The following is an 18,226-nucleotide window of genomic DNA, read 5'->3' on the forward strand; positions in this document are numbered from 1 at the left end:
TTACCATGACAAAAGCAACGATTCTCTCCGTCACCAATCCTTCCGAACGTGGCGACAAAAAACAGCTCGGTAATCTACCCGGAGCAGCATTGCCGATGGCGATTGCGGAGCTAGCGAAACAACATTCAAGTCACTCGCTACTTGTGGTGCCCGATCCACAAATCGCGCTAAAACTACAAGCAGAAATCGAACAATTTACTGACCAACCAGTGAGTCTCTTTCCTGATTGGGAAACACTGCCTTATGATAACTTTTCTCCACACCAGGAGATCATCTCTGACCGCATCGCCCGTCTATACCAACTGCCACATCAACGTGGCGGGGTAACGATTGTCCCTGTCAGCACCGTTTTGCAGCGTCAGTCCCCTCGAGACTTCTTGCTGAAACATACCCTAATGGTCAAAACTGGCGATCAGTTCTCACTAGACAAACTGCGTGTTCAACTGGAAAATTCTGGTTACCGTCATGTCGATCAAGTATTCGGGCCGGGTGAATATGCAAGCCGTGGGTCGATCATCGACCTATTTCCAATGGGAAGTTCAGATCCATACCGCATTGACTTTTTTGATGACGAAATCGATACCATCCGAACCTTCGATCCCGAGAATCAACGTTCCATCGAGGACATCCAGCAGATCCAACTGCTGCCTGCACATGAATTTCCGACGACCAAAATTGCGATTGAAGATTTCCGCACCCGTTGGCGTACTCAGTTTGAGGCGCGACGCGAACCAGAGTCGATTTACATGCAGGTCACCAAAGGCACTTGGCCGGCAGGCATTGAGTATTGGCAACCACTATTTTTCGATCATACCGAAACACTGTTCGACTATTTGCCACAAGATTCTCAACTGATCATTTTTGGTGATATAGAAGCGGCAGTAGACACCTTCTTAAATGATGTCGCGTATCGCTACGACCAAAAGAAAATTGATCCGTTACGCCCACTGCTTGCTCCACACGAGTTGTGGTTAAAGAAAGAAGAACTATTTAGCCACTTTAAACTGTTGCCACAAGCTCAATTAAGCCTTGATAAAGTGCCAAGCCGCGGTGGTCGCCAGAATCTTGCGGTACAATCACTTGCCGAACTTGGGGTACAGCAACAAAACAAAGAACCCCTTGCGCGTCTACGTCAATTCAGTGAACAGTTCACTGGCAAGATCGTCTTCTCGGTCGAATCAGAAGGCCGTCGCGAAGCACTCACAGAACTACTACAAGGTATTAAAGTGCGACCTGTTGTTCATGGTTCGCTATACCAAGCTCTCGACTCTAATGACCGATTCAGCCTGACGCTAGGGGCGGCGGAACACGGCTTTATTCATAATGAGCTCAATTTCGCTCTGATTTGTGAAAGTGATTTGCTTGGCGATCGCGTCATTCAGCGTCGCCGAAAAGACAAAAAAGCGGTCAACAGCGATACCGTAATCCGCCATTTGGCAGAGCTAAAGCCGGGACAACCTGTCGTTCACATCGACCATGGTATCGGCCGGTACATTGGTCTACAAACCCTTGAAGCGGGCGGCATGAAAACCGAGTACGTAACGCTGGAATATCAAAATGATGCCAAGTTATACGTACCAGTGTCATCGCTCAATCTCATCAGCCGTTACTCGGGTGGCGCAGAAGAAAGTGCACCACTGCACAAGCTTGGGGGTGAAGCCTGGGTAAAAGCGCGTCGTAAAGCGGCAGAAAAAGTGCGTGACGTTGCGGCAGAGCTGCTGGACGTTTACGCAAAACGTGAGCTTAAACCTGGCTACAAATTCCAGCTGGATCGCGGCCAGTACGCCACGTTCAAAGCAACGTTCCCGTTTGAAGAAACCGACGACCAAGCAATGGCAATCAATGCCGTACTATCCGACATGTGCCAAGCAAAAGCCATGGATCGTCTTGTTTGTGGTGACGTTGGCTTTGGTAAAACAGAAGTCGCAATGCGTGCGGCATTCGTCGCTACCGATAACAATAAACAGGTCGCGGTACTGGTACCAACCACCCTTTTGGCACAGCAGCACTTTGAAAACTTCCGTGATCGTTTTGCTAACTTGCCGATCCGGGTAGAAGTATTATCGCGCTTTAAATCAGCCAAAGAGCAAAAAGTCATTCTTCAAGATGTCGCCGATGGCAAAGTCGATATTGTTGTAGGTACACACAAGTTGCTGTCGAGTGATATAAAATTCCAAGATCTTGGTCTTCTGATTGTCGATGAAGAACACCGTTTTGGTGTACGCCAAAAAGAGAAAGTAAAAGCGATGCGTGCGGATGTCGACATCCTAACACTCACTGCAACGCCAATACCACGAACTTTAAACATGGCGATGAGTGGAATGCGTGACTTGTCGATCATTGCCACGCCTCCTGCTCGACGCCTGGCGATCAAAACGTTTGTTCGTCAACGTGAAGAGTCTGTCGTTCGTGAAGCGGTGCTGCGTGAGATCATGCGTGGCGGTCAGGTATATTTCCTACACAATCAAGTAGAGACCATTGAGAAAGCTGCTGAAGATTTGCAGAAACTCGTTCCAGAGGCTCGTGTCACTGTAGCCCATGGTCAGATGCGCGAACGAGAACTCGAACGCATCATGAACGACTTTTACCATCAAAGATTCAACTTGCTCGTGTGTACCACCATTATTGAAACGGGTATTGACGTGCCAACCGCAAACACGATTATTATGGATCGTGCTGACAACCTTGGTTTAGCGCAGCTTCATCAACTACGTGGCCGTGTAGGTCGCTCTCATCACCAAGCCTACGCATACCTACTGACACCGCATCCAAAAGCCATGACTAAGGATGCGATTAAACGCTTAGATGCCATCGCCTCACTCGAAGATCTTGGTGCAGGCTTCACACTGGCGACTCATGATTTAGAAATTCGTGGCGCGGGTGAATTATTAGGTGATGAGCAAAGTGGTCAAATTCAATCAGTTGGCTTTACACTGTATATGGAAATGCTTGAGCAAGCAGTTGAAGCATTGAAAGAAGGTAAAGAGCCATCGCTAGATGAACTGCTTCGCGAACAAACAGAAGTCGAGATACGCATTCCTGCGTTACTGCCGGACGATTACATCCCTGACGTAAACACTCGCCTGTCAATGTACAAGCGTATTGCGAGCGTAACGGACGGTGAAGGTCTTTCCGAGCTTAAAGTCGAACTGATTGATCGCTTTGGTTTATTACCTGACGCAACTAAGAACCTCCTAACAGTCTCTGAGCTGAAAATTGGAGCGGGAACGATCAAAGCTAAAAAGCTGGAAGCCCATGATAAGGGGGGATTTATTGAGTTTTACCCGGATGCTGACATTAATCCAGCGTATTTAGTTACACTGCTGCAATCACAGCCGCAAAAATTTGCAATGGAAGGTCCAACTAAGTTCAAGTTTAGCGTACCATTAACAGACCGACGAAAACGCATTCAGTTCGTACAAGACTTGCTGAATGATTTTAAACAAAATTTATTACCAACGAGCTAATAGTCGAATGAGAATACTGATCCCGTTATTGCTTCTTTGTGTCTCCATGCCATCCTGGGCGCAACGTCAATTTGATATTGAAGTGATTATTTTCAAGCGAGCAATCGACACTGAAAGCACCAGTGAGTCATGGCCAAACCAACTGCCAACCATCGAAATGAGTAATGTCGGCAGCCTCGATAATGACTCTTACCGAAGCTCAAAAGGTGTAACACTGTTGCCGCGTTCATCTTTCCAACTCAATGCTCAAGCAGCGGCGCTAAACAATCATGCCGGCTTTAAAGTACTGAAGCACGTGGCATGGCGACAAGGAGACAGCGGTAAAGCAAGCGCGCCAATTTTTCGAATCGTTGGTGGTCGCGATTTCTCAGGTTCTTACTATGCGGATGGCAGTCCAATCACTGGCGATGCTCAAACATTGATGACCGATGGCTACAGCGAAGAAGTTATCAGCGGCCCACTTTACGAGTTAGACGGTAAGATTCAAATCTATGTTCAGCACTATTTGTTTGCCGAAACCACATTGGACCTGCGTGAACCGAGTGTTCGTGAAGTCCGAGTAGAAGCACAACCCGCAGAGCAAATCTCTGACGAGTTTGGTGAAGTAGAAGGTAATGTGCAAGTCGGTAACCTAGTAGAGATATCGCCAACCGTCACACAAGAAACATTTCTTAAGAGCTACCGACTGGATCAAAAACGTCGCATGCGCAGTGGTGAAACGCATTACCTAGACAACCCACTAGTGGGGATGATCATCCAAGTTCGTCGCGTTCAATAACGACCGACATTAAAGTAAAGCGCAGCGCTTGCTGCGCTTTATTGTATCTAGGAGCAATATCCATTCATGAGTCCAGATTTCGAAATCATTACTCCTCGCTTGACCCTGCGACTTATCCCTTCAGAAGATGAGCACTCACTGCAAAGCTTATTGGCCAATTCCCCTTCCCTACATAAATGGCTAGATTGGACTGATAAACACATCACTCTAAAAGAAGCACAAGACTTTCTATTAGCCACCCGCTTGAACTGGGTTAAAACTGACGCTCTTGGGTTTGGAATCTACAATCGCGAGCACAATAATTTACTTGGAATGGCGGCGGTGAACGAGCTTTATCATACGTTCAATATGGCAAGTATTGGTTACTGGGTGGCGGATCGCTACCAACGTAATGGTTACGCTCAAGAAGCGGTCAGTGCACTGGCAGAATTCTGTTTCGACACTCTGAGTTTAACCAGAATCGAAATCGTCTGCGATCCAGATAATACTGCGAGCCAATCTTTGATCGAATCCGTTGGCGCAGTGAAAGAAACTATCGCGAGAGACCGCTTTATCTTTCATGGAAAACCGAGAGATGGTGTGGTGTATTCACTGTTACCAAGTGATTTAAAATAAAAAAGCCACCGACATACGATGGCTTATACTTGGAATCTGCATTGGCTCTAGCCGGGGTTACCTATTAGTGCAGCTTCAGATTTGGACGAAGGACACGATTGATGCGACCAACCAGCATCATCAACCCCGTCTTGATCACACCATGCAATGCCATTTGATGCATTCGGTAGAGTGAGATGTACACTACACGAGCGATACGACCTTCAACCATCATTGAGCCTTTTGTTAAATTACCCATCAGGCTACCAACCGTCGAGAAACGACTTAGAGAAACCAAAGAACCATGATCTTTGTAAACATAATCCTTCATCTCGCGTCCATTTAACTTCGCCACGATATTGCTGAACGCTTGGCTCGACATCTGGTGTGCTGCCTGGGCACGAGGCGGTACAAATGAACCATCAGGCTGAGTGCATTGCGCCAAGTCACCAATGACAAAAATATCATCGTCACGAGTCGTTTGCAGCGTACCTTTGACTACCAGTTGATTGATGCGGTTGGTCTCTAGCCCAGCGATATCTTTGATGAAATCAGGCGCTTTGATACCAGCAGCCCATACCATGATTTGTGCTGGAATTTTCTCCCCATCTTTCGTCGTCAAACCGCCCTTCTCGGCTTGCGTTACCATTGTCGCAGTACGTACGTTAACGCCAAGTTTAACCAACTCTTGATGTGCGGCAGAAGAAATACGCGGTGGAAGTGCAGGAAGAATACGCTCACCCGCTTCAACCAGACTTACATTTAACTTGCTAGAGTCTAAATCACCAAAACCGTAAGTACGCAGCTCTTTCACTGCATTGTGAAGTTCTGCTGAAAGCTCGACTCCTGTTGCACCCGCGCCCACGATAGCGATATCCACCGTGCCGTTGCCACTTTTTGCATGCAGTTTTAAGAACTCGTTGTTCATCTCACTGCGGAAACGATGCGCTTGTTCGGGGCTGTCGAGGAAAATACAGTGCTCACGAACGCCTGGTGTATTGAAGTCGTTGGATGTTGAGCCGATTGCCATTACCAAAATGTCATACTCTAGCTCGCGACTTGGCATCAAAAGTTCGCCATGGCCGTCTGTAAGTTCACTTAAAATGATCACCTTACGCTCACGGTCAATATCTTGAAGACTGCCCATCTGGAAATCGAAGTGATGGTTCTTCGCGTGAGCACGGTAACTCAATGCGTCCACACCTTCGTCCAATGAACCCGTTGCAACTTCATGCAACAACGGTTTCCACAAATGACTGGCTTTACGGTCTACTAATGTAATTTGCGCTCGGTTTTTACGACCAAGAGTGCGACCCAGTTTGGTCGCCAACTCAAGACCACCAGCACCGCCGCCTACAACGATAATGCGTGTCACAATGATTATCCTCTACAAAAAATGAATATATGGGTTCAGTCCGATGCTTGCTGACAGACATGCTGCCGCAACGCACCCAACCGATGAATTCTGTTTAGAGGCAAGTTCACTTTGGATTAACACCGATACCATCTTATATTGACTTATTCTTGTTAATTGTATGATTAGCATCGACTTGCGTGTCTGAAAAACACGACCTCAGACAACAAATAGGCAAGTTTATTACTTGCTCTCAATTTTTTTTGATATTTATCAAATTATTTTTACCATCTTCATTATATAGAGCAATCCCTTCATGGCAACAAAAAATCCTTACTCTTGATGCGGATTGACCAATTTTCGTCTACTTTGATGTAGTGTTGCCGTGCTACAAAAGCAATAAATCATAATTCAGAGTTATCATTTGCAACAAATGTAATGCGTTTGATAGGCACATACATAACTGGAGGAGAAACGCAGATACAAAAACAGCACCTCGAAAAGTGCTGTTAGAAGATTGCCGCTATGTCGCTTGAAGGCGTTATGCGTCTTTAAATGCCTTCATCGTTTGAAGGTGGTGAGAAATTTTCTTAAACTTATGTGTCTGAGTATCATCCCAAATGATCCGGTAATACGCCTCCAACTCCGCCGCTGTTTGTGAATTATCGTGGACTTCGTCCTCTTTTGACAGTATCACTAAACAACGCTCTTTGTTCTTCGTACGGAACTGCTCAACACACTTAGTTGCAATGTCTTCATATTCTTCAGGACGGTCAATGCGGCTAGCCATATTGTTCTCTGGGTGTAAATTGGGGTTAAAAATCACCTGCTTAATACCGCATAGAAACCCAACTCGTTCAGACCAATAGCCACCTAGGCCTACGCCACAAATGAGTGGATTTGGGTCATCTGACTGCTCAATCACTTTCGACACTTCTTTCAATAAGTGCTGCATGTCGTGCTTCGGGTGAAGTGTACTGTAGTTAATGAAACGAACGTCATCATCAATAAATTGCAATTGAAGCACTTTTTCGTGGTTACCTGGGCTTGTGCTATCAAAGCCGTGCAAGTAAATAATCATGTGTACCTCTCCCTGTATGCTGGCACTTAACGTTAAACTACCACTATTTCCTCATGGTTAAAGGAGAAAACGCCATCAGTTCTCAAAACAGTGATCTTCCAAACATAATAAGTCTTTAAACTCATGTGCACTGTTCAAGTATTGTTCATCATTCCACAATTTGTAGGCGAGTAAATACCATAACATTGCCATGACCATCGTTCTAGGACGCCATGCTTGAACACCTTTCAACCAAATAGAAACATTTTTTAATTGGCGAGTTTGACAATACTGTGCCACACCTTGCTCGATAGGCACCTCTGCTAATTGCAAAATAAGCGCAAGGTCAAGTCTTGGGTCGGCAAGCCCTGCGTATTCCCAATCAATGACCTTAACACCATTATCGCCTCGGACAAGGTTGTAACAACCAAGATCAAAATGACAAAGTGCCAATGGAATGGGCTCTATACTCGGCTCGGTTCGCCATTTGTGATACAGCGCTTCAAACACTGTCCCCGTATACCTCCCACAAAGCTCAAGCCAATAATGATCAACCCGAGATAGGTAAGAGAAAGGGACGAGAGGGATTGTCTGACACGGATATTGATGAATGGTCACTGCGATCGGCAGTAACTCATCCAACTCAATGCCTGGCTTAGTGATCGTCTCTCCATCAAGCCATTCAACCAACAAGCCTTGTTCATGCAAAAATGCTGGCTTAGGGCCAAGATTTAATGGTGAGATAGCATTAAGAACTTGATGTTCATTATGACGAGAAATAGCAAAGGCTTTGCACACATGACTGGTTGGCCGCCAAACATAAGCAAAACCTTGTGAGCACTCCAATCGCCAACAACGATTGGTTAACCCTCCAGTGACAATCTGTACTTTCACTGGAGGTACCGTGAAGAAGTCATCGAGCGCATTAAGGCTCGGATCCAACTGTTTCGCTTGTTGCCAAGAAAACCACGCCATCAACCACTCCTCCACGTTGCGCCATACGACCTAATTAGAGGCCAAATAAACTTTTAGACTGTTCTTTTCTAATTTCAGTTTCGTCTGCCCACTCAATTAAACCTGTTTCTAGATCCATCAAGCGCATAGTCATCTTGTAGTAAACGTCTTTATTACTACCCGCGTTTTTCACGATACTCGACAAATTACCGTAAAGCATGTACTGCGCGCCAACCATTTTACCAAACTGAATGGCCGTACTTTGATTTACGAGTTCATCATTGTTTTGAAAGTTAAGCTGCTCACGAACGGACTCGACGCGAGCCATATCAACAAAACGGAACTTACCAGAGTTAAGCATTTTGGTAGAAATCGTATCGGTAATCGATTCGGTATCAATATGCTCACTTGTCTTGTTCTTTATACGTTCAACAAAAACAATAGGACGCTGGTCACGAGTAATAGCCGCGACAGAACCTGACATCATCATGCTGTCGACCATATCTCCAGCAATTTTTTGTAGATCCGTCGAACCAAAATCGATGGTGGTGGTTTCTGTCGCCTGCGCATCGCCGTAAGAGACTTTGTTTGAACACCCTCCCAAAATTACGGCGAGACCCAAAAGAGCAATAATACTTTTTTTCATGAAAGTTCCTTAGTTGTATTTTCGCAGCATCGCCGCCGAAATTTTAATTATCTTGAGCTTCTCTGATTTGAACTCGGAATTGAGTGCCGTTTGGATTCACCGTCACCTCAGAAAGTGTCACTTGTTCATATCCACGTACGATCATCTTGCGCCAAGGGCCAGAGTTGGTGTTTACTTCCAGACCATTGTTGTCGTACCAATAGAAGCGATAAAGAATATGTTGGTCCGCTTTGTAGTTGCTACTCAACTGCACTATACCTCTTGGACGGTCATCCACATAGGTTGTGATTATGTTGTCGACCAACAAACGGCTGCCCAACACATTGTTATTAAAAAATACATTTTGTGTTTGCCCGTCGATTCGAATACCGGCCGTATTATCTGCACATCCGACTAAACCGATAATCACTGCCAAGCTAATAAACCACGCTTTCATTACAATCTCCCTAATTGCTTGTGCCACACCGTCGAATGCGTTCCCTGACGAGAAACCCAAACCAAGGTTGTTTGCTGCATTGGCACTTCAAACTGATATACCTTATCGCCAATATCTAGGCGCTGCTTTCCTGGCTTAACGACTTGAGAGGCAGTTTTTACCTGCGCAGGTAGCGTCTGCCAACTTCTCGTATCTGGCTGCTCTGTTAATGTATTCCAAACGTTAAACAACAGATTACCAACGTCATCCCCCTGTGCCGCTTCTTTCCTGATGCGATCTTTGACCCAAACGCGCATCGCTTGACGAATGACAATACTGGCTAAACGCTCTTGCAAATCGTTCTGTGCCATCGCATTAACATCCACCAGCGTATTGGCAGGCAAAGGCTTTCCGTTAAGCGTCATAGCTGTAAATGTTTGCAATCCACTTTTGGGGTAATAAGGTAACGCTAAAGAGTAAATCGCCCCATCACCGCGACTATCGTAAATCGGTAAGTCAATTCGCCATCCCTGCAATGCCTCTACCACACCTTGTTCATCAATAATGATCACTCTGCCTTGAGATTTGCTCAAAGCGGATGGTGCCCTACCATAGCGTTTTTCTAGCAAACGCAGGTCTTGTCGCATACCCAATTTCTTTGCTGCATACATCGTACTTTCAATGACCTGCTTGTTATCGGGCATAACCGCTAAAGCTCGTCGATAGTCAACATACGCACTATTCAAATCTCGTGATGCTTCGTAGAGTAAACCTGAAAGATAGAATAAGTAGCCGTTTTGTACCGCACTCAGCGTTTTGCCTGCATCCGGGTAGTTGGCAAGCACGCTCCCTAAGTCAGTCAAAACACCTTGGTTTTTAAGGTCTTTTTCTGCCTGTTTAAGTTGCTTCTCACGTGCTTTTCTCGCCTCTTCCTGAACTAGGTTGGCACGACGCACTTCGACTAAAGCCCCTTCAAGATCATTCTTCTGTAAATAATTTAGACCGAGGTATAAATGCAAAAAGCCGAGTTCATAATCGGCGGGTTGATATTCATTTAAATTGTCGTTAACGGCAAGCGAACCAATACTGGTGACCGTTTCGGTTGCTGAAATAGTGGCGCGCTCTTGTTGCTTACGCACGGCACGTTCACTGACTTCTAATGCGCTTAAGCTGGTGGGGTAATCTTGAGCAAGAAAAGAGACTCTGCCGTGCTCAAAGTTGCCAAGTATGTCGCCTCCGGCATCACTCGATTGAAGTTGCTCAGCTTTGGCATATTCGCCAGCAACGACAGCCTGATAGATTTCTTTATTTTGATCGCTGTAATGACTGAACAAGTTGCCTGCGGAAAAATTCGCGCACCCAGTAGTAAGTAGGGACCAGCTAATCAATCCAAATAGCTTCACACCATATTTCACATTTATCTCCACAAATGTGTAATCTGACCGGAATGAAAAAGTGGATGAAGAGGCTTCATCCACCTCTTAATAATTAACTTAATACCATTGGGCCTAAAGGGCGGCCGCCCAATAAATGCATATGAATATGATAAACCTCCTGCCCACCATGGGAGTTACAATTAACGATCAAGCGGTAGCCATCCTCATCAATGCCCTCTTCTTTCGCCAGTTTTCTTGCAACGGTAAACAAGCGTCCCATCATCGCTTCATCTTCTGCTTCCACATCATTTGCAGTTGGAATCAGCTTGTTAGGAATGATAAGAATATGGCTTGGCGCACGTGGGTTGATATCACGAAACGCGGTAACAAGATCGTCTTGATACAGTAATTCTGCTGGAATTTCTTTACGGATAATTTTGCTAAAGATGGTTTCTTCCGCCATGGGTACTCCATTTCATAAGGTGTGTAACTTATTTAGTATGCGTTAAGCCCAAAATGAGCTCAATAAAAAACAGTGTTCACATAACGTTATCAATATATATACTTATGGAGAAGCTTTTTTTGTCGAGTGCGTCATAAAACGTGCGCCTACAATTCCATAAAATCCAAAGACTTTTGTTACTTTTAAGAAATTTCTTATTTATTTTGCCATTTTTTGGGAGAGGACGCTCATTTATGCGAGGTTCAGTTATTAAACGGATGTATGCAGGCTTCACGCTGATCATCATCCTATTTGCTATTACGATTGCTATTATGATGGGAGGCATGAACGATATTCATGGAAAATTTGAGAATGTCTCCACATCATCCCTGCCGCTAGTCTCTTTATCTAACCAAACCAGCGTCGAGCTTCTTTCTGCCGACAAGTCATTTAAGGACTTTCTAACGACCGAAAATAAACAACGTATGGATGAAATGCGTCAGGGTTTTGTCAAATCTGAACAACAATTTAAAGCCACTCTGAGTCAACTCGAGGTTGCTAGCCAAACCTATCCTTCCCTAGCCGAACCTTTTTCTCAGCTTAAAGAACTTGAGCAAAGCTACTTTTCCGAAGCCAAGGAAGCCATGGACAACTACGAAGCGATGTTTGTTGCACAAGAAGAAGTGCAAAAGTCTTCTCGTCGCTTCCAACAACTGAACACAGAGCTTTCGGTTGGTCTGAAAGAGTTCGTGGCCGATCAATCCAGAATCTCTGTTAAAGTGATGGCAAAAAGCTATTTTATTAAGCTAAAAGATGCAGAAGTCATTACGTCAGATGCGTTAGCGAGCTCAAATCCAGAGTTTGTAACGCAAGCCGTAGCAAAAAACCGTAAGGCGGTAACTCATCTGAATTACGCATTCAACGGCTTGGTGGCTCAGTTGCCTGAACTTAAAGATGTGTTCGGTGAGACTGTCGACCAATTTACCCGTGACGTGGGTATGCGTGGTGGTGTGTTAGACCAACACAACAACTACCTATCTGCACGAGCAGCACTTTACAATAACATTGCCAACCTCGCCGCTAAAGTCGACTCTAGTATGTCAATACTGGAGCATTTTACTACTACAGCAACAGAGCAATTGAATGAATCACTCGCAGATGCAGGAAATATTTACTCACAAGGTGTGACGAAAGCCATCGTGATTGGCGTGGTGGTGGTACTGCTTGCTACCGCAATTGGTTACCATATCGCTCACAGTGTTCGAGAACCACTTACACGCATTCTAACAGTGCTCGAAAGTCTTGCTAAAGGTGACATGACACAGCGTATCGACATTCGTTACAACAACGAATTCAGCCGCGTCAGTGGTCACATCAACACGCTTGCCGACAATCTGCATAATATTCTAGTGAAGCTTAATGATGCGTCTGAGAATCTCGCCTCGACAGCCACTAGCAATGAATCAACTTCATCTCAAGCGCAGTCCAAGCTTAATGCGCAGCGAGCTCAGACAGCAAGTGTTGCTGCAGCAATGACAGAAATGTCCAACTCGGTCCAAGAAGTTGCTCAAAGTGCGCAAGGCTCATTAGAGATGGTTCAACGTGTAGAATCCGCTTCTGACCAAGGCAGAAATGTCATGAGCAGCAATATCTCTACCATTAACCAGCTTGAAGCCCGCCTGAATGAATCCGTCTCCGCCGTTTCTGAACTCCAAAAAATGAGCGGTCAAATTGGGTCAATTCTCGATGTAATCCGAAATATCGCGGAGCAAACCAACTTGCTTGCCCTCAATGCTGCGATTGAAGCCGCGCGTGCTGGAGAACAAGGACGTGGGTTTGCTGTTGTGGCAGATGAGGTTCGCGTACTTGCATCCAAGACCACCCAATCCACGACTGAGATTGAGTCGATGATTAGCAACCTACAAGCAAGGTCGTTATCTGCAAATCAAGTGATTCAGAGTTGTATGAATGACATGGAGATGTCTGTCGAGCAAGCATCAAAAGCCAATAGTTCAATGGAAGATATCCAAGCACTGATTATGGAAATCAGTCAAATGAGTACCCACATTACCCATGCGGCTGCTGAGCAAAGTGCCACATCTGCCGATATCGCTCGTAATATTGAAGATATCAATCACATCGCAGATGAAAGCTACCAAGCCATGACGAGCATCGCACAAACCAACGAGTCACTGACTCAGCTTGCACATCAACAAAATGAATTGGTCCATCAATTTAAGCTTTAGTATAACTATGGTTAATTAGGCTATTTCTGCCAACCGACTGTTGAAGGGTGACTTTTTATAGAGTCACCCTTGTTTTTTTACGGCCTTGTCTACATATGGTAATTATGGCCTGCTCATCCATTAACTTACTCTGCTGGAGCAAGCCAAATAAGAAGGAAAACCTATGGCTGTTCATGTTGGTATTATTGATCAAGATCCCGTGAGATTGATCACTCCTCTATTAGATAATCGTACTATCAGTACCCATATCGTGTTTATTGGCGACAAAAGCCAAGAAGGCGTATATCACCGACTGAGTACGGTACTAGAACAGCGAGAAATCACCTCTGAGTTTTTTGAGATTCCTTCTGTGGTCAATACCTCTCTTATTAAACAGTCCATTCAAGCACTGGCACAGGATTTACATAACCGAGGGTTAGAAGTCAAACTCAACGCAAGCTGCGGTCTGCGACATCGACTTCTTTCTGTGTACGAGGTGTTCCGTACTTACCATTGGCCAATCTTTGTTGTGGAACCAAATAGCGACAAACTTTGCTGGCTATACCCTGATGGCAAAGACGATACGCAAGTAGAAGATCACATTACCATCTCCGATTACCTGACTATTTTTGGTGCGCGTGGCGAATTCCACCACATCGACCTTCCTCCTCAGCTAGACCAAAAACTGTACGAGCTTGGGGAGCGTTGGGCATCGAACGCGTTAGAGCTTGGCCCAGGCCTTGCGACGCTGAACTATCTAGCAACCACTTGTCGCAAAGAGCAAAAGTTGGATGTTGAACTTTCTGAGAAGCAACAAGGCTACCGCGAGTTGAACATGCTGCTGACCGATTTGGTCGAAGCGCAAATAGCGACCTACGAAAACGGGGTACTCACCTTTTCTGATGAAGATGCACGCCGTTTCTCGAATGGTGAATGGTTAGAGACGCTAGTTCACAGCACGGTTAAGCAAATTCAAGACACCATGCCAACGATTCAAGACCGTTCTTTGAATGTGCAGGTTTATCGCAAACTCGGAGAAAGCGAAGTTCGTAATGAACTTGATGTTGCGACCGTCGTTAACAACAAACTGCACATCATTGAATGTAAAACCAAAGGCATGCGTGATGACGGCGATGATACGTTGTACAAGCTAGAATCACTGCGTGATCTATTAGGTGGCCTACAAGCTCGAGCAATGCTCGTGAGCTTCCGCCCGTTACGTCATAATGATATTACACGTGCAGAAGATTTGGGCTTAGCATTGATTGGCCCGGATGAACTGAAAGATCTCAAAACGCATCTGAGTGCGTGGTTCAAAGCCGCAGGCGGCTCTGACGAAATCTAACCATTTGAGTTCAAATAAAAAAGCAGCGTTCTCGCTGCTTTTTTATTGCACGTAATCAGGCAAAATAAGATTCTGCAGATAGAAAAAACCAGAGGCGAGCCTCTGGTTTTTTCCCGTTTGATTAAATGCCAATTAAGTTGTACTTAAAGCATCTTACGAGCCGCTTCTACTACAACTTTAATTGAGCGAGCTTCCGTTTCTTTCAGCGTTGAATGATCTGGAATCTCTTTTTGTGTACGGTTGATAATGACCCCCGCCACACAACCTGCTTTCAAACCTGAGCTTGCACACATAGTTAGCAACGTTGCAGACTCCATTTCGAAGTTCAAAACGCCCATGTCTTGCCACTCTTGCATAGAGCCTTGGAAGCGCTTAACCACACGACCAGAGAAAGTGTCGTAACGCTCTTGGCCTGGGTAAAAAGTATCACTTGAAGCTGTCACCCCCATATGAACGGTAGCACCAGACTCTTCAACTGCTGCTTTCATCGCTGTTGCAATTTCGAAGTCTGCTACTGCTGGGAACTCCATTGGAGCAAAATGTAGGCTCGCGCCATCTAGACGAACGGATCCGGTCGTTACAATCATATCGCCTACATTTACGTTTGGTTGAATAGCACCTGTCGTGCCAACTCGTAGGAAAGTGCGAACGCCAAGCTGCGCTAACTCTTCAACCGCGATAGAAGTCGATGGGCCACCAATACCTGTAGAACAAACCACCACAGGCTTACCATCTAACTCTGCACGGTATAGTGTGTATTCTCGTTGACTTGCTAGGAATACTGGGTTGTCCATTTGTTCTGCGATTTTTTGAACGCGTGCCGGATCACCAGGGATGATAGCAAGAGTCGCACCATTAAGATCGGCTTCAGTAACACCTAAGTGGAAGACAGCTTGAGACATAAGTCGCTCCTTTTTGGCTTATTTTGTAAACAATAAGCTCATTAATAAGTTGTTGGGTACAGAAGCACTGTAGCGAACCTTTTGTTAATGTTGAGTGATCACAGTCACAATGAAACAATGTAATAAACTTAAACTTTCAAATAAAATCGGATCAAGTCACACTTTGTGAGCGGGGACGTCATTTTGTTGCACCCAATTTGTTGCATAGAAAATGACGCCCTTTAAATTCAATCATCCAAGAGTCCAGTGTGTTTCGTAACCAATAAAAAACCAAGACAATGAGCACCTCGGGCTAATATTTAAGTTATTGAACTTGCTTAGATTTAAAGCGAAGCAGTCTTAATGCATTCAATGTAACTAGCGCAGTTGCGCCACTATCAGCCAATACCGCTACCCACAACCCTGTGATACCTAACAAACTAGTCACCAAGAACACGCCTTTCAGACCAAGCGCTAATGCGACGTTCTGATGAATGTTGTTTAAAGTAGCTCGTGAAAGTTCGATCATTACCGGAAGTTCGACCAAGCGGTTGTGGGTGAGCGCTGCGTCTGCGGTTTCTAACGCAACGTCAGTACCACCGCCCATTGCAATACCAATACTCGAGGCCTTCATCGCTGGAGCATCGTTGATACCATCACCGACCATTGCAACGGTGTGGCGACCAGAGAGCTGCTCGACATAATGGACTTTATCAGCAGGCAGCAAACTTGCTTTGTAATCCAGACCTATTTGATCCGCAATAGACTCGGCACTTCGAGGATTGTCACCCGTTAGCATGATGGAAGAGATACCCAGTTTCTTCAGCGCTGCGACGGCTTGCTCCGCATCTTCGCGTAATGTATCTTGCCAAGCAATCACACCCAACACATCATGATCATAACGTGCAATAACGACGGTTTTACCCTGTTCTTCCAGTTTGGCCACTCGCTGCTCGATCTCCTGCGATAATGGAAAATCCGCCTTTGAAGGTGAGATCACTTGCACCAGTTTGCCCCCTACCATACCGGTAACACCAGAGCCCACCTGTGCGGTTTTGTCTGTTGCTTCAGGGATAGTAATACCTTGCTCTTGCGCTTTGTTTACAAGCGCAACCGCCAATGGGTGACTAGAACCGATTTCAATTGCAGCCGTGAGACTTAATAGATGATCTTCACTCACACCCAATGCGACGACATCCGTGACTTGTGGTTTACCTTGTGTCAACGTTCCGGTTTTATCGAATGCTACCGACTCAACTCGACCAAGTAATTCGAGTGCAGCCCCGCCTTTGATCAATGCGCCACGCTTTGCGGCAGCCGCCAAACCAGAGGTGATCGCCGCTGGCGTTGAGATCACCAAAGCACATGGACATGCAATCAATAACAATGCTAATCCTCGATATACCCAGGTTTCCCATGGCTGCGCAAACAGCAAAGGAGGAGTGATGATGACGAGCAGTGATACCAGCATCATTAAAGGCGTATACCAGCGGCTAAATTTGTCTAAAAAACGTTCAAGAGGTGCTTTACGCGATTCCGCTTCTTCAATCAGATGTAAGATACGATCAATGGCATTTTCGCCGTGGCGTGAAGTGACTTGAACTTGAACCACTTTGTCAACGACCACAGCGCCAGCCATGATTTTACCGCCAGCACCATGTTCAACAGGAACCGATTCTCCGGTTAGCGCACTTTCATCAAAACTTGCAGCAAGAGTCAGCAGTAGGCCATCAGCAGGCATACGACCACCGGGGGCCACTTCAATCACGTCACCGGGTTTAAGTTGTGAGGCTGGCACTTCTTTGCGCTGTCCTCCAACCATCAGCGTGGTGTTTTCTGGCACCAGATCCATCAGAGCCTGTACACCACTTCGAGCGCGAGAGGATGCGTACGCTTCTAACTTTTCACCAATAAGGAAAAGCAATAACACCATCGCCGCTTCTGCGGTTTCACCAAGATACAGCGCACCAAGTGCAGCAACACTCATTAACGTCTCAATGGTAAACGGGGTTCCGCTACGAGCCAGTTTAACCGCCTTCAGCGCAACGGGATACAAACCAAGTAAACAGGTCAACGTAAAGATCCATGTACTTAACTGCGGTTCAAAATCTGAAATAATGCCTGCAAATGCCATTGCACCTGCTATAGAGAGAATCTGAATATTGTCTTTAATGATGCCAAACCAACCTTTATTTTCCATTTTTTGTTTAGGGGCATCAGTCGAACTCAGTGGAAAACCAGTTTGTAGGGCAGTCTGTTCTATCGCCGATGCAAGAGCATGATTGTCAAAATCAACAACCAGCTTTTCCGTAGCAAATAGTACTTTGACATGGACGACGCCTTCGACAGAAGCGACCGCTTTTTCAAGTTTTCGTGCGCACGATGGGCAGTCCATACCAGAGACTAGCCAACTATTGCGAACTGACGATTTGACGGGTTCGGCAGAGCCTTCTTCATCAGCGGGATCGGTACTGCAACTGCCGCCACCGCTGCAACAAGAATCCCCAGAGGCAGTCACGCTTGCTTGAGAAATTGTCAACGTAGGTTTTGCAGGTGAGCAGCAAGATTCAGCTGCACTAATTGGCACCGCTGTTTTGATTTTGCCTGATTGGCAACCTTGATGTTTAGTACACATAGTTCGCTTTCCTTATTAGTAATAACACTTTACCTACAGATAAGGATAAACCTT

The 18,226-nt window shown here is 45.6% G+C and carries 14 protein-coding genes; 5 read left to right on the plus strand and 9 right to left on the minus strand.

Translation table 11 applies throughout. The annotated features are described in order from the left end of the window. Window positions 1-5 precede the first annotated feature (5 nt). The 3 genes from mfd (at window position 6) to AK966_RS01575 (ending at window position 4,860) form a co-directional block, all read left to right on the plus strand. Window positions 6-3,467 (plus strand): transcription-repair coupling factor, encoded by a 3,462-nt coding sequence (mfd, locus tag AK966_RS01565; protein ID WP_119463412.1) that lies wholly within the window; start codon window positions 6-8, stop codon window positions 3,465-3,467. 7 nt (window positions 3,468-3,474) lie between these two features. Continuing rightward, on the plus strand, window positions 3,475-4,245 hold the full coding sequence (locus AK966_RS01570; RefSeq protein ID WP_172438067.1) for a peptidoglycan binding protein CsiV: 771 nt from the start codon (window positions 3,475-3,477) through the stop codon (window positions 4,243-4,245). A gap of 66 nt (window positions 4,246-4,311) precedes the next feature. Next, the gene (locus tag AK966_RS01575; RefSeq protein WP_099078573.1) at window positions 4,312-4,860 is read left to right on the plus strand and encodes a GNAT family N-acetyltransferase; all 549 of its coding nucleotides are present in this window, start codon (window positions 4,312-4,314) and stop codon (window positions 4,858-4,860) included. A gap of 64 nt (window positions 4,861-4,924) precedes the next feature. On the opposite strand, the gene AK966_RS01580 is transcribed toward AK966_RS01575, so the two are convergent. The 7 genes from AK966_RS01580 to hinT all read right to left on the minus strand — a co-directional run bounded on the left by AK966_RS01580 (window position 4,925) and on the right by hinT (window position 11,107). Continuing rightward, the gene (locus AK966_RS01580; protein WP_099078572.1) at window positions 4,925-6,214 is read right to left on the minus strand and encodes an NAD(P)/FAD-dependent oxidoreductase; all 1,290 of its coding nucleotides are present in this window, start codon (window positions 6,212-6,214) and stop codon (window positions 4,925-4,927) included. A gap of 520 nt (window positions 6,215-6,734) precedes the next feature. Further along, window positions 6,735-7,274 (minus strand): alpha/beta hydrolase YcfP, encoded by a 540-nt coding sequence (gene ycfP, locus AK966_RS01585; RefSeq protein WP_099078571.1) that lies wholly within the window; start codon window positions 7,272-7,274, stop codon window positions 6,735-6,737. 75 nt (window positions 7,275-7,349) lie between these two features. After that, window positions 7,350-8,228, minus strand: a complete 879-nt coding sequence (gene thiK / locus AK966_RS01590; protein WP_119463413.1) for a thiamine kinase — start codon at window positions 8,226-8,228, stop codon at window positions 7,350-7,352. A gap of 34 nt (window positions 8,229-8,262) precedes the next feature. Next, a complete protein-coding gene (gene lpoB / locus AK966_RS01595; RefSeq protein ID WP_099078569.1) occupies window positions 8,263-8,853 on the minus strand; it encodes a penicillin-binding protein activator LpoB in 591 nt (196 codons plus the stop codon). Between the two features lie 43 nt (window positions 8,854-8,896). Then, window positions 8,897-9,289 carry a YcfL family protein gene (locus AK966_RS01600; RefSeq protein WP_119463414.1) on the minus strand — a complete coding sequence of 131 codons (393 nt, stop codon included), beginning with the start codon at window positions 9,287-9,289 and terminating at the stop codon, window positions 8,897-8,899. Beyond that, window positions 9,289-10,683, minus strand: coding sequence for a COG3014 family protein (locus tag AK966_RS01605; RefSeq protein WP_119463415.1), 1,395 nt, complete (start codon window positions 10,681-10,683; stop codon window positions 9,289-9,291). Before AK966_RS01605 ends, AK966_RS01600 begins: the two co-directional genes overlap by 1 nt. A 73-nt stretch (window positions 10,684-10,756) precedes the next feature. Continuing rightward, complete coding sequence (gene hinT / locus AK966_RS01610) at window positions 10,757-11,107, minus strand: purine nucleoside phosphoramidase (protein WP_099078566.1); 351 nt, start codon at window positions 11,105-11,107, stop codon at window positions 10,757-10,759. Window positions 11,108-11,340: 233 nt separating this feature from the next. Between hinT and AK966_RS01615 the strand changes: the two genes are divergently transcribed. Next, window positions 11,341-13,332: a methyl-accepting chemotaxis protein gene (locus tag AK966_RS01615; protein ID WP_119463416.1), complete on the plus strand. Its 1,992-nt coding sequence runs from the start codon at window positions 11,341-11,343 to the stop codon at window positions 13,330-13,332. Between the two features lie 163 nt (window positions 13,333-13,495). Beyond that, window positions 13,496-14,656, plus strand: coding sequence for a DUF1887 family protein (locus AK966_RS01620; RefSeq protein WP_119463417.1), 1,161 nt, complete (start codon window positions 13,496-13,498; stop codon window positions 14,654-14,656). Window positions 14,657-14,799: 143 nt separating this feature from the next. Here AK966_RS01620 and udp read toward each other — a convergent pair whose 3' ends face one another. Both udp and AK966_RS01630 read right to left on the minus strand, forming a co-directional pair. Beyond that, window positions 14,800-15,558 carry a uridine phosphorylase gene (udp, locus tag AK966_RS01625; RefSeq protein ID WP_119463418.1) on the minus strand — a complete coding sequence of 253 codons (759 nt, stop codon included), beginning with the start codon at window positions 15,556-15,558 and terminating at the stop codon, window positions 14,800-14,802. A 304-nt stretch (window positions 15,559-15,862) separates the two neighbouring features. Then, window positions 15,863-18,172: a zinc/cadmium/mercury/lead-transporting ATPase gene (locus AK966_RS01630; RefSeq protein WP_119463419.1), complete on the minus strand. Its 2,310-nt coding sequence runs from the start codon at window positions 18,170-18,172 to the stop codon at window positions 15,863-15,865. Window positions 18,173-18,226: the final 54 nt, after the last annotated feature.

It is taken from the genome of Vibrio sp. PID23_8, assembly GCF_003584965.1.
GTDB lineage: Bacteria > Pseudomonadota > Gammaproteobacteria > Enterobacterales > Vibrionaceae > Vibrio.